The sequence below is a fragment of the Agarivorans litoreus genome (genome assembly GCF_019649015.1).
Classification (GTDB): Bacteria; Pseudomonadota; Gammaproteobacteria; order Enterobacterales; family Celerinatantimonadaceae; genus Agarivorans; species Agarivorans litoreus.
Genome location: NZ_BLPI01000001.1, coordinates 133,749 through 147,123 on the forward strand (window position 1 = coordinate 133,749; position 13,375 = coordinate 147,123).

The following is a 13,375-nucleotide window of genomic DNA, read 5'->3' on the forward strand; positions in this document are numbered from 1 at the left end:
TGCTCGGCGTATAATTAAGCCTAATGGTGAGGATTTAATATGTTAGAAAAGCTAAAACCGATCAGTAAAGCAGATGTCTTGTGCCTAGTTACCTGCTTAGTAATCTTGACGCCTCTCATAAACGGCCCAGGCGCTCTGGTTATTGGAGCTTGTTTCGCAAGTTTTGGTTTAACACCAAAAACCATTGATATTGCTGTTTTAACCAAGCGTCTATTAGCTATCTCGGTGGTTGGGTTAGGTTTTGGCATTTCAATCACCCAAGCTATTGAATATACACAGCACGGTTTTGTCTTAATTGTGGGTTCCATCGCTTTTACCTTATTTGTTGGCTTAGTAGCCGCTAAATTAATTGGTATGGAGAAAAAGACCGGCTATTTGATCTCGGTAGGCACAGCAATTTGCGGCGGCAGCGCAATTGCCGCGGTGGCACCAGCAATAAAGGCCAACAGTAAACAGATCTCCTTGGCTTTAGCGACCGTATTCATTTTGAATGCTTGTGGCTTGTTTTTATTCCCATTACTGGGCCACGTATTTGAGCTAAGCCAAAACCAGTTTGGTTATTGGGCGGCCATTGCCATTCACGATACTTCGTCTGTTGTAGGCGCTGCTGCAGCGTACGGCGATGAAGCTCTAAGCGTTGCCACCACTGTTAAACTAGCCAGAGCGTTATGGATAATCCCTGTTGCCTTAATGAGCTCAATAGTATTCAAAGAAAAAGACGGTAAGGTTTCAATCCCCTACTTCATTTTCTTCTACATTTTGGCCATGCTTATCAGTAACTACGTACCGATGTTTGAGACTTTCTACGACGGCTTGTTTGAAATGTCAAAACAGTTGTTGGGGGTATGTTTATTTTTAATCGGCTACGGCTTAACGGCTAAAAACTTACAACAAGCTGGCAGTAAACCATTATTACTAGGATTAGGCTTATGGGCCTGCATAGCAGTGAGTTCACTAGTTATCGTTAAGCTTTTCTACTAACTGGCAAGCTAAACCTACATCAACAATACTAATTGTTAGGTTTACGCTGTTTTCCCACGAACGAAGCTCCTAGCATTACCAGTACCGCTAAAAAGGCTGTAGCTTCGAATACCGCTCGGATCAAATCCTTACTAAACCAAGCAATAAGTAGACTTAGAACAATAATCGCTAACAAAGTTTTGCGTAACATCAGCACCCTCCAGTTGGCAAAACTGTAACCAACATTGGTGCTTCTGCAAATTCAGTTTGTCTATAAGCTAGCGCTACTGCTTATAAAGAATGATTGTAGAGGCGAATAATAATTAGACATACATCACATTTTTGTTAGAATCGTCCGCGGTCACAATACTTACGGCAGGCACAATGTTTCAAACTTTGTTCTATAGAATACTTTTCCCGTTCATCATCGCGCTATTAGTGATGATTTTGGCAATATTGCAAATGCAAAAAGTAACTTTGGCAAAGTTTTACGATAAAGAATTGAGTTTTTCCGATTACCTAAACTGGTTTTCAACTCATCCTGAAAATACCGTCGACGCCTTATCAGTATTAAAAGCACAGCAACCTAACCACCACGGCGGCACAACGCAAGATTGGTGTCCAAATGTTAGCTCTAAAGATGGTTTTGTTAGTATTAGTTATTTAGACGACAAACCAGTTTGCTGCAGTTTAGGGCAAGGGCAGCGCTACGTTTACTACAAAGAAGATGAGCAGTTTATTACTTTGCTATGCGGACGTTGGCCAAGGACAGAAGTGGTGAATGTTAGCAAGAAAGGGATTCGTGCCGTACAGTCTTACCGCAGCGCGTCAGGTTCTTAATTAACTCGACTTTAGTGCTCATCAAAGTAATCTTTATTGCGAATGTATTTACGCATGTAGTGATAAGTAAACGGTAATAGCAACCAACTCACCAAAGACTTACTTAGCCGATACCAGGTTGGCGTATTCTCATAAATTCTTTCATCGTGTAACCATAGCATTCTACCTACATGCCAATAGACAAATGGCAAGGGCGGCAAAAAGGTTACTATGTCTAAGTCACAGCAAATTCGGTAAGTTTTACGATGCAATTTGTAGTGTTTTTTAAAGTTCCATAAGCCTGTTGCTGGTTGGCCAAAGGTAACAACCCTTTTCACTTTTTTGGGATATTGCCGCTCTAGCCTATCCGCCACCAATACTGCCATACAACCACCAGAAGAGTGCCCCGTCAGCGATATGCGCTTTCCTTGCGCCATCAGTGGCAATAATATCGCCTCAAGACGCTGGTAAACGGTGTATTTGTTATTACTCCGATTAGGATCGCAACTTAACTGTTCTAATAACTGTAAATAGCCCCAGTGTACATGATAATAACGCTCTCCAGCTTGGTATTTGCGTGGAATAAAAGCGAGGTTAACTAGCCAATCAAACATGTTCATTGACCCGCGAAATACAACTATCACTTCACCTTTGCTTTCTTTCCATAGTACCCGGGTTGTAGAGCGCCCCCAGCGATCAAACACGTCTTGATATAAATACTCGTCCAGCTGCTCTGTCATATCTTGCATAGCCGACGGATAAGCAAGCCTGCAAAGCACCGCATAACGTTCGTATTGATAGCGTTTAAGTTTTTTTAACTTAGCAATGGGTTCTTGGATTAGCAGTTGGTTCAAGCAAAGCTACCTAGGGTGTTTTGATTGTATATTGGAACATAGTGTTCACTATTTAATATGACACTTTAATGAAACAGTACAAACACGACTATTGTGCGTAGTACTTTAACCAATATCGCTGAGCCTTAACGTTGTTAGGAACCACCTTATTAAAGGTATAAACATTGCCAACTTGCTGAACCACAAAAAAACCGTGTGCAATTACGCCTGTTGTATCATTTAACTTTAGCCTTCCCCACCCCCCGCTAAATGCGGAAAGGCTTGGAAAATGCAATTCAAGGTCTTTCACCTTACAACTCTTGCTAGAGCTTGGCACTAACACGCGATAAGGTAAGTCTTTCCATAATTTGGCTTGGCTTAACACATTAACTTGTTGCTGTATGCTGGAATTCCAAGCAAGCTCTAAGATGATTAGTCGCCCTCTTAATAGTTGAAGGTTATCGTAAACACAGGCATTGCTTGCAGGTAGACTGATTTGCAAGGCATCGGCTTGCTCATTAACACTTGCCTTTGTTATTGGCATAAGTTCAAGTTGTTTGGCCGCTTCAACTCGAAAAGTAAGCTTGGGATAAGCGCCTTCAATCACTTCTATCGCTAGCTGATTAGCTATAGCTGAATATGAAAACAAGCCTAAACAAAATAACCACTTACCCATAACCACCATTCCTTAACTTGTCCAAGCGATAGTTCATCGACTTTAAGATTAGCAGCTTAATGCATTAAGCCATTGCTGAATCTGCTTCACCGTCCATAGCGGCGCATCTAAGGGAAGGTCATGCCCTGCGGTAGGATGCTGCTTAAAATCTGCTTGCCAGCGCTTAGCGAGTTGTTCACTGCAACTGCAATCAACTAATTTATCTCTAGGGCTATTTAGGATCAGCATTGCTTGTTTGGGCTTATTAGGCACTTTAAAAGCTGCAGCCGCTTTAAGTTGCAAATAAGCATTTTCTAGGCTTACCGGATACTGCTTTGCCCAGCTAACCCAAGCACATAAAACTTGCTGGTGCTGGTGCTGGTGCGGGAAGTTGGTGGTTAAGGCCATGATTTTGCGTTGCCGAGAAAGCGTAGATTGAGTACAAATAGCGCTTACCAAAGAAGGGTAAACTCGCCAATTTAAACGACGATAGAACGGTGAAAACGCAGCGTTAGAAGAGTTAATTAAAACCACTGAGTTAACTTCATGACTAAACGTATTTGCCCAGTCTACAGCCAACATTCCGCCTAAAGAAATAGCAACAATATCTACACAAGCAATGTCTATGTTTTGCAGGCGAAGTTGAATCCGCAAACTTTGCCGCATTTGGCAAATGCTTTCCGCACTTTTTAAACGATATAAGTGACCATTACCGGGGAGATCAAAACTAACAATTGTACGCTCAGGAAACGCCAGCTGCAGGAGTTCTCGAAATTGTCCCCAATGGCGTTTCTCTCGAATTAACCCTCTAACCAAAATAATTGGTCGTTGACGACAAGTCATGAATACCACTTCTTTATTGCTGCTTTCTTGTCTAAGTCTAATTGTGGATCATCAAGAAAGCTTTGCCATGAATGGCAGGCATCCATTAAAAACTCCATTAGTATTAGATGCCTTCTTAGCACTCGCTGTACTCGGTGTGGTTTCATGGGGTGATACAAACCTAAACTGTTAAACAGCTGAAGTGGATTTTTCTTTAACCAACGCCAAGAGCCCAACTCTAAAGTGAGAGGAATGAATGTACCCGGATAGGCTAAAGACTGATCGTAGCAATAGTCCCAAAGATCGCCATGACAAACATAATGTTTTAGTTTGTGGTTCAAACAGATAGTTTTGGTGCGGAAAACCACTAAAAAAGGCTTTTCGAAGCCGATAAACCACACCAAGATCATTGATTGGCTGTGATACTGAGTTTGCATAAGGAAACCAAATCCGGTCACTTTGACCGAAACCGCTATGACAATCTAATACCAAGCTAAAAGGCCGTGAGAATAAGTTGGTTTTAGCGAATTTAACTAAGGCCTGATTTTCCACTTCCATTGCTTCACCACTTTTGCCTCTAAACCATGGTAAATGTGGACTGACTCTTTGCCCACCAACCATAAAGCTAGCGCCCTCGGCAGCGATACTTGGCGAATTGCGCATTAAATCTACGCCATTAGCGTTAGCTCTGCGCTGCATAACCATGCCACTAGGGTTTACGATAGGCACAAAACCAAGGTAGCAGTTATTGAGGAGGTGCTGAAGTTTTTCATCCCAATCCAGTCGGTTTAGCAAACTCGCTAAAAACGATAACACTACTTGACTACCAATACGCTCTACGCCGTGAACCCCTCCTACAAACAACACTCCAGGCTTAACAACTGAAGGCTTACCTAAGCTAATCCCATGCAGTGGATAACGCTCGCCTGCTTTTCCAGCTACCTCACATAACACCTCTACCTCAAGTTTCTTCCGAAACCGTTCGAGTAAGCTCAACAATTGGTCCATTTCAGGGAATTCACATTGACCTTGCATCGCGCCCTCACTTGCTATAATTGGCAAGTTACATCTAGCAAAATACTATTACAGGTTAATTACTAAACGACTACGTATAGTAATTAATAATTCGGAAGTAGTTGATTTTGCGACAAAGCTAGGCTTCAGTTACACTGCTACAACGCGTTCAAAAGGACCCAACATGCCAGTAAACGACAAGCTAGATTTTTCGTCAGTTTTAGCCACTGCAGTTCATGATATGAAAAACTCGCTGTGTATGTTGACTCAGTCAACGGAATCCATTGCGCTGCGCTCTAAGCAGCTAGGCAGAGAAGACAGCGAAGAGCTTTCTCGCTTGCATTACGAAGTGTCACGCCTAAACGGAAGTTTAATGCAGTTATTGGCGCTTTATCGTTTCGAAAAAGAACAAATGCCAATGACCATTGAAGAGCAGTACCTAGAGGACTTACTCAACGATATTTATTACAAGAACCAAACCTTCATCGAACAAGCGGAAATGAACATCGAAATAGATGTCGAGCCGTCACTAAGCTGGTACTTTGATGGTGTGTTGGTTGACTACTTACTCAACGACATTGTGGTGAATGCTCTACGCTATTCTAAAAAACAAATTAAAATATCTGCAAAACACGCCGATAACTATTTATGCATCCAAATTGATGATGATGGTGAAGGATTTCCACAGGACATTATCGACTTGGCAAATATAGAAGTAGCTTCACAAATAAATTTTGTTAAAAATCGTAGTGGTTTAGGTTTATTTTTCGCAAAATTGATCGCTAAAGCACATATAAATTCGGGCAAGGAAGGTAAAATAAAACTAGAAAATGGCAGTTCTTTAGGTGGTAGCCGTTTTAGTTTATATCTCCCGTAGCACAAACACTTAGGATATTTTTCGGTTTAAATATGGTATTTACCTTAGTATTGCTTGGCATAGGCGCGTTATTATTTTTAGTTATCGCCTACAACATGGTTCAACAATTTAAACAAAAGCAAGAAACCGAACGCCGTATAGCAATTGCCAAACAAAAGGCAATTATTAACGAGACGGAAGAGTTGCTGTTGCATTCCTCTATTTTGCCTTACAGCAAAGAATTAGTTGAGCTTCTGCATAAACGCATGCTTGAAGCTCTTAATCAAATTAGAACCACCGACCCTAGCGTAAAAGGTTTAAATAATCGTATTCGCGCAACCAAAGGTCAACTAAGCCAAATAAAAAATGCCGGCGACATCAGTGACAGTGCTTTCCGAGCCCCTGATACTGATAAAGATGCTCTGCAGATGCTTCAAATCATTAAAAAAATTCGTGCGGTAGTCCGCTCAGAACACGCCAAAGGTCGCTTAAACACTCAAGTGTTTGTACTAGAAGATCGTCGCTTAGAATTAATGCAACTAAAAGTGAACATAGAAAATGCCCTTAAACGCGCAGTAGAAGCTCAAGCGCTGCGCCAGTGGGGTACAGCACGCCAGTTACTTAATAAAGGTATATCAGCCTTAAGCAATATTTCTGACCGTGACGCCTACCTAGAGCAAAAACTACAAGATATGCGTCGGATGAACCAAGAAATGAGCGACAAACTCAAATCTGCTAGTAAGCAAGAAGCCGAAGATCTTGCCGAGAAAGAAACTGACGAATTAGATGTTTTATTTCAACCCAAGAAAAAATGGTAATACTTCCCCACTTCATCGTAATCGCGTTGCTTTAGCAGCCTAACCCAGAAAGTTAGACCTGCAGCTCAAAGCTATGCGAAAATATCGCTAACTAAATAAATAAATAAAGCAAACACAACATGCGTAAAACACTTGAGCAAATTTCTAGTGACCCCTTCCATGGGGTTTACTTCATAGGTACAACTCCCCCTAAACAAAATACCGATATCGAAAAAGTCAGCGATATTGCAGATAAATTGCTGTCTCGTTTAGATGAAATAGAGTACGACGGTTTAATTGTTTACGACATTCAAGATGAAAGCAGCCGTATTGACAAGCCGCGCCCATTTCCTTACATGCAAACACATGATCCGCGTATGTACGCGCAGCTGCTAATGCATAAAAGTGAACGCTCGGTAATTACTTACAAAAGTGTCTCTCAGCGGAATGAACAAGATTTTGTAAATTGGTTAAAAGAAGCATGGCACCAGTTTGAAATTCGTGACTTGGTGTTGGTTGGCAGCCCAGCGGCAACCAATGATATTCAACTAAGTTTAGCCGATGCCTACAAAGCAATCGCCAGTCATGCACCAGAGTTTTATTTAGGTGGGGTAACCATCGCAGAGCGACACGCCAAAAAAGGTGATGAACATGCTAGGTTAATCCACAAAACACACCAAGGCTGCCAGTACTTTGTGACTCAGGCGGTATATAACGCACAAGCTACTATCGATATGCTAACCCGTTATGCCCATGAGTGTGCAGTGAACAAGCAAAAACCGCAACGAATCATTCTTACCTTTTCACCCTGCGGCAGCGCTAAAACCTTAGAGTTCATTGAATGGTTGGGAATATCGGTACCTGAAGCGACCAGTCTACGTATTCTCAATGCTGACAAACCGCTAAAAGAATCAATCCTAATTTGTTACAACAACTTAGTGCAGATACTAGAAGCTGTTTTACCGCTTGGGATCCCCCTAGGGTTAAACATAGAAAGCCTTACCAACCGTAAAGAAGAAATTGATGCAGCTATTTTGTTGTATAAGCTACTAAAAGCCACCATGGACAAAAAACTCGCGCAGCTGGAATTAAACAGTTAATCATCGAAAAATAGCCAATAAAAAAGGAAGCTTTTGCTTCCTTTTTTAGTTCTATCTACTTAAGCCTGTTTCTTGGCTTTAGGCTTTTTGCGCTTATCTTCAATGGCCCATTTACCATCGCTAAAGTACGCTCTCCAACCGGTAGGTTTACCGTCAACTTCAGTGCTTAAGTACTGCTCTTTAGTCTTACGGCTGTATCGAACTAGAGATTTAACCCCATCTGGATCTTCTGTTGGTCCATCAGCTAAGTAGTAAAACTTCTCTGGCAGTCTATCTCTAAAGCGCTTCAATTCTTCCACAAATGGCGCACGCGTCTCTCGTGAGCGAGGGAAGTTACTGGCCGCCATAAAGATACCGGATGCACCATCACGTAATACAAAGTAGGCATCACTATTTACACAGGGTAGTTCAGGTAAATGAACCGGATCTTCACGGGGCGGGGCCACTTCACCATTTTTTAGGATCTTGCGAGTATTGCTACAGTCTTCACCTGTACAAGCCATATACTTGCCAAAACGGCCAGTGCGTAGCTGCATGTCGCTGCCACATTTTTCACACTCAACAATAGGCCCATCGTAGCCTTTAATCTTAAAGCTACCTTGCTCAACCACATACCCTTCACAATCGGGGTTATTACCGCACACGTGCAGCTTGCGGGTTTCGTCAATAAGGTAGCTGTCCATGGCAGTACCACAGACTGGGCAACGTTCTTTAGCGCGTAGAGCCTCAGTTTCTTGTTCTTCTACATCAGCAGCAACCGCTTCCTCACCGGGAATAAGGTTGATGGTGCATTTACAACGTTCTTTAGGCGGCAATGCATAACCAGAACAACCTAGGAATACACCGGTGCTGGCTGTACGGATCCCCATGGGCCGACTACAGTCTGGACACTCGATGTTGGTTATCACTGGGGTATTACTGCGCATCCCCTTCTCGTCATCATCGGCAACAGTGAGTTGTTTCTTAAAGTTTTTATAAAACTCGTTAAGTGTTTGTTTCCATTCAATTCTACCCTCTGCCACCTCGTCAAGCCGCTCTTCCATTTCAGCAGTGAAGTCGTAGTTCATCAGATCTTGGAAGCTTTCGGTTAGGCGCTCTGCAACAATCTCGCCCATTTTCTCAGCATAAAAACGACGACCTTCGGTGCGTACATATCCACGATCTTGAATGGTTGAAATAATTGACGCATAGGTAGACGGGCGACCAATGCCGCGCTTCTCCAACTCTCGAACTAATGATGCTTCATTAAAACGCGCAGGTGGTTTAGTAAAGTGTTGCTTAGGATCAAGCTCAACCAAGTTGAGCTTGTCGCCTTGGCTCACAGCTGGTAACACACCATCATCGGCTTTACTGGCCTTGCCCACTGGCTGAACCTTTGTCCAACCATCGAAACGCAAAATCTTGCCTTTAGCACGTAATTCGAATTGAGCTGCACTCACAGTGACAGTGGTAGCATCATATTGCGCATCAGTCATTTGACAGGCCACAAATTGACGCCAAATCAGATCGTATAACTTAGCAGCATCAGCATCTACACCGGCCAATTGAGTACTGATTACATTCACGTCTGAAGGTCGAATGGCTTCGTGCGCTTCTTGGGCACCTTCCTTACTTGAATAACGTAAAGGGTTGTCTGGTAGATACTTATCACCAAAATTATCGCCGATATAGCCTCTAGCAGCCTCTACAGCGTCGTTACTCAAGTTTGTTGAATCAGTACGCATATAGGTGATGTAGCCTGCTTCATAGAGCCTTTGAGCTAACATCATGGTGCGTTTAACGCCAAAACTTAACCGGGTGCTAGCTGCCTGCTGTAGGGTAGAGGTAATATAAGGCGCTTTAGGCTTTGAGCGTGTCGGTTTGTCTTCACGTTTAACAACTTGATAATCAGCATTTTTTAAAGTAGCAACTGCCGCTTCTGATTGTTGTTTATTAACAGGCTTAAAGGCCTGACCGTTTTCCTTAGCAACTTCTAAACGGAAACCCTCTCCCAATTGTGTTGCTAAATCAGCATGGATGTCCCAGTATTCTTCAGGCACAAAGGCTTTAATTTCGCGCTCTTTCTCAACCACCAAACGAACCGCTACCGATTGAACTCGCCCTGCAGACAATCCGCGAGCAATTTTTTTCCAAAGCAGCGGCGATACCATGTAACCCACAACCCGATCTAAGAATCGACGGGCTTGCTGAGCATTCACTCGCGCCATGTTTAATTCGCTTGGCTGCGAGAACGCGTCTTTAATTGCTGATTTGGTAATCTCGTTAAATACCACTCGCTTAAAACGACTGTCATCACCGCCAATTATTTCTTTTAAGTGCCAAGCAATCGCTTCCCCTTCGCGGTCCAAATCGGTTGCGAGATAGATGGTGTCAGCATTTTCAGCAAGCGTTTTAAGCTCGTCTACCACTTTTTCTTTGCCTGGTAGAATTTGGTAATTGGCTTTCCAATCTTTTTCCGGATCCACCCCCATTCGAGCTACCAGCGCTTTTTTGTCTTTAGCCTTCTTTATTTTGGCTTTTTCTTCTGCGCTTAAGCCTTTGGTTGAAACTGGCGCAGCTTTCTTTTTGTTAGTGGCACTGCCACTGCTAGGCAGATCACGAATATGACCAACACTTGATTTCACCACATATTGGCGACCCAAGTACTTGTTAATCGTTTTTGCTTTAGCTGGTGACTCTACAATTACCAGAGATTTGCTCATATTTTTCTTTTTACCATTGTGTCCACCAACTTGGCCTATTGACGGAAAGTAATAGATATTTGTTCTTTTTTATATTGCTCGAGACTTAGCATAGGTCAATAACTTTTTTGCATCTTTGGTTTATTGGGCGAATAATTAATCACTCGACCACCAAGATACAAACTGATAACATCTGAAAATCCCAGTAAAGCGTAGTGTTATACGCTTGATTTTCTTTTTCTGCCAATACAAATAACCATTGGTGTCAAATTTTTCAATTAAAGATAACTCATTTTTTAAGTGAGCGTAGTAAAAGGAAGACTATGAAACATTTTGAAGTCAACTTCGACGGCTTAGTTGGCCCAACCCACAATTATGCGGGTCTTTCATTTGGCAACGTTGCCTCTTTATCCAATGCCCAAAATGCCTCAAATCCTAAAGAAGCTGCCAAGCAAGGTCTATTAAAAATGAAGGCCTTGCATGACTTAGGGCTTACCCAAGGCGTGCTAGCTCCTCAACAACGTCCCGATCTCAATCTTCTTCGTCGTATCGGTTTTACCGGTAACGATAGTCAAGTGTTACAACAAGCGGCAAAAAATGCGCCTGATGCCCTACTCGCTAGTTATTCGGCATCAAGCATGTGGACTGCCAATGCAGCCACCGTATCGCCTAGCGCAGACACCGAAAATGGCAAAGTGCATTTCACCCCAGCAAACTTAACTAATAAGCTGCATCGCTCTATTGAGCCACAAGTTACCGGTAATATTTTAAAAGCCGTTTTTGCTGATAGTAAATATTTTGAACACCATCAACATTTACCCGAAAACGACTACTATGGCGACGAAGGTGCGGCTAACCATACCCGATTGTGTTCAAATTACGGCGAAGCAGGTTTAGAACTATTTGTTTATGGCCGCTCCGCTGCAGATGCCAGCGTAATTGCTCCTAAAAAGTTTCCCGCAAGGCAAACCCTAGAAGCAAGCCAAGCCGTAGCTCGCTTACATGGGTTAGACCAAGACACTGCGATTTTTATCCAGCAAAACCCTGGAGTAATTGACCAAGGGGTTTTCCACAACGATGTGATTGCGGTGGGCAACCAAAATGTGCTGTTTTACCATCAGCAAGCCTTTTTGAACACTCAACAACAACTTCAGAATATTCAGCAGCGTTTCGGCGATAATAAGCTGCATTTCATAGAAGTTAGCGACAATGAGGTGAGTGTTTCAGAAGCAGTGAAAACTTATTTATTCAATACACAGATCGTTACCACTGCACCAGGTGAAATGGCAATTATTGCACCGACAAACTGTCAAGAATCGGCCCAAGTTAGAGCTTATTTAGAAGACTTAGTAAGCCGAGATACTCCAATTAATCAAGTACACTACTTTGATGTTAAACAGAGTATGAGTAACGGTGGAGGCCCAGCGTGTTTACGCTTACGAGTTGCATTAAACGACATGGAATTAGCTGCAGTAAACCAACACACCATCATGAATGAGCAACTATTTAGTACGCTAAACCAATGGGTTGATAAGCACTATAGAGATAGCTTGGTTTTTGATGATTTACGCGACCCTCAGTTAATCACCGAAGTGAATACCGCTTTGGATGAGCTAACCCAAATCTTACACTTAGGTTCTGTTTACCCTTTCCAACAAGCCTAACTGAATAAATACAAAAAAGCCTGACTAAGGTCAGGCTTTCTCGTTGCTATTGGTTAGCTTGCTATTACTTGGTCCAATCCCAAGGTTGAGACTGCATAATTTTCATTACACCACGCTCTACTCCAATGCTTGCCGCTTGGCTGAGCTTTTCGGCTAATTTCTTCTTAGTATGGTATTTAAACTGGATAACTTGTTTCTCATCAAACTGCTGCATCAAGTAATCGTCACTGGTAGAGACTTCATCAACCAATTCCAAAGCAAATGCTTGAGTACCGTACCAATGTTCGCCAGTAGCTACTTTTGCTATATCCAACTGAGGACGAAACTCTTGAACAAACTCTTTAAATAGAACGTGGGTTTCTTCTAGTTCAGATTGAAACTTCTTGCGGGCTTCATCGGTATTTTCGCCAAACATGGTCAGGGTGCGTTTGAATTCACCAGCAGTTACCTGTTCAAATTCAATGTCGTTTTTCTTTAATACTTTATTAAAGTTTGGCAATTGCGCAATCACGCCAATTGAACCAACGATGGAAAACGGCGCTGCGATAATCTTATCAGCGATACAAGCCATCATATAACCACCACTTGCGGCAACTTTATCAACTGCGATAGTAAGTGTGATGCCTTTTGCTTTAATCCGTTTTAACTGAGAAGCCGCTAAACCATATCCGTGAACCATGCCGCCGCCGCTTTCTAAACGAACTAATACTTCATCTTCTGGCTTCGCTGCGATAAGTACCGCAGAAACTTCTTCACGTAAACTGGCTACTTCTTTGGCGTCGATGCTGCCTTTAAAGTCGATAACAAACAATCGTGGTTTAGTTTGTTCTTCGCCTTTTTTCTTCTCTTCTTTTTGTTGTTGCTTTAGTTGCTTCTTATGCTGTTTAAGTTGCTCTTTGCTCATGAGGTTATGATTAAGCTTTTCCTCAACCTCATTGTGTTGCTCACTTAAATCCGTCACTTCAAGCTCGCCACTTTTGTGCTTAGTTTTAGAAGAAGCGGCAATCACAACCACAACTACAGCAATAATAGCGATAACAATCGTTAAGGCCTTCGCAAAAAACAATCCAAACTCAATCAAAAAATCCAAACTTCTGCCCTCATATTTTCGAGCTGCTATTAGTACCATAGCTTGCACACTGAACCAAGTAACAAAAAAGGCCTGCGCGATGCA

Annotated in this window: 13 protein-coding genes; 6 read left to right on the forward strand and 7 right to left on the reverse strand. The window is 42.4% G+C overall.

Features of this window, described 5'->3' with window-relative positions:
- Positions 1-39: 39 nt before the first annotated feature.
- Positions 40-981 carry a YeiH family protein gene (locus tag K5L93_RS00645; RefSeq protein ID WP_220718029.1) on the forward strand — a complete coding sequence of 314 codons (942 nt, stop codon included), beginning with the start codon at positions 40-42 and terminating at the stop codon, positions 979-981.
- 28 nt (positions 982-1,009) lie between these two features.
- Here K5L93_RS00645 and K5L93_RS00650 read toward each other — a convergent pair whose 3' ends face one another.
- Positions 1,010-1,171 (reverse strand): hypothetical protein, encoded by a 162-nt coding sequence (locus K5L93_RS00650; RefSeq protein ID WP_220718030.1) that lies wholly within the window; start codon positions 1,169-1,171, stop codon positions 1,010-1,012.
- A gap of 173 nt (positions 1,172-1,344) precedes the next feature.
- On the opposite strand from K5L93_RS00650, the gene K5L93_RS00655 reads away from it, so the two are divergent.
- Positions 1,345-1,800, forward strand: coding sequence for a hypothetical protein (locus K5L93_RS00655; RefSeq protein WP_220718031.1), 456 nt, complete (start codon positions 1,345-1,347; stop codon positions 1,798-1,800).
- A gap of 11 nt (positions 1,801-1,811) precedes the next feature.
- Here K5L93_RS00655 and K5L93_RS00660 read toward each other — a convergent pair whose 3' ends face one another.
- The 4 genes from K5L93_RS00660 to K5L93_RS00675 form a co-directional block, all read right to left on the reverse strand.
- Complete coding sequence (locus K5L93_RS00660) at positions 1,812-2,633, reverse strand: lipase family protein (RefSeq protein WP_220718032.1); 822 nt, start codon at positions 2,631-2,633, stop codon at positions 1,812-1,814.
- Between the two features lie 88 nt (positions 2,634-2,721).
- Positions 2,722-3,288 carry a hypothetical protein gene (locus tag K5L93_RS00665; protein WP_220718033.1) on the reverse strand — a complete coding sequence of 189 codons (567 nt, stop codon included), beginning with the start codon at positions 3,286-3,288 and terminating at the stop codon, positions 2,722-2,724.
- Positions 3,289-3,336: 48 nt separating this feature from the next.
- Positions 3,337-4,110, reverse strand: a complete 774-nt coding sequence (locus K5L93_RS00670) for an alpha/beta fold hydrolase (protein WP_220718034.1) — start codon at positions 4,108-4,110, stop codon at positions 3,337-3,339.
- A 168-nt stretch (positions 4,111-4,278) separates the two neighbouring features.
- Complete coding sequence (locus K5L93_RS00675; RefSeq protein ID WP_246614953.1) at positions 4,279-5,124, reverse strand: DUF2817 domain-containing protein; 846 nt, start codon at positions 5,122-5,124, stop codon at positions 4,279-4,281.
- 163 nt (positions 5,125-5,287) lie between these two features.
- Here K5L93_RS00675 and K5L93_RS00680 point away from each other — a divergent pair, with 163 nt between their 5' ends.
- The 3 genes from K5L93_RS00680 (at position 5,288) to K5L93_RS00690 (ending at position 7,856) form a co-directional block, all read left to right on the forward strand.
- Positions 5,288-5,980, forward strand: a complete 693-nt coding sequence (locus tag K5L93_RS00680; RefSeq protein ID WP_220718035.1) for a sensor histidine kinase — start codon at positions 5,288-5,290, stop codon at positions 5,978-5,980.
- 32 nt (positions 5,981-6,012) lie between these two features.
- Complete coding sequence (locus tag K5L93_RS00685) at positions 6,013-6,777, forward strand: DNA repair protein (protein WP_220718036.1); 765 nt, start codon at positions 6,013-6,015, stop codon at positions 6,775-6,777.
- A gap of 119 nt (positions 6,778-6,896) precedes the next feature.
- Positions 6,897-7,856: a methylenetetrahydrofolate reductase gene (locus tag K5L93_RS00690; RefSeq protein WP_220718037.1), complete on the forward strand. Its 960-nt coding sequence runs from the start codon at positions 6,897-6,899 to the stop codon at positions 7,854-7,856.
- Positions 7,857-7,915: 59 nt separating this feature from the next.
- On the opposite strand, the gene topA is transcribed toward K5L93_RS00690, so the two are convergent.
- Positions 7,916-10,558, reverse strand: coding sequence for a type I DNA topoisomerase (gene topA, locus K5L93_RS00695; protein ID WP_220718038.1), 2,643 nt, complete (start codon positions 10,556-10,558; stop codon positions 7,916-7,918).
- A 302-nt stretch (positions 10,559-10,860) separates the two neighbouring features.
- On the opposite strand from topA, the gene astB reads away from it, so the two are divergent.
- Positions 10,861-12,201: an N-succinylarginine dihydrolase gene (astB, locus tag K5L93_RS00700; protein WP_220718039.1), complete on the forward strand. Its 1,341-nt coding sequence runs from the start codon at positions 10,861-10,863 to the stop codon at positions 12,199-12,201.
- Positions 12,202-12,265: 64 nt separating this feature from the next.
- Here the strand turns inward: astB and sohB are convergent, their stop codons facing one another.
- Positions 12,266-13,291, reverse strand: coding sequence for a protease SohB (gene sohB, locus K5L93_RS00705; RefSeq protein ID WP_220718040.1), 1,026 nt, complete (start codon positions 13,289-13,291; stop codon positions 12,266-12,268).
- Between the last annotated feature and the right edge of the window lie 84 nt (positions 13,292-13,375).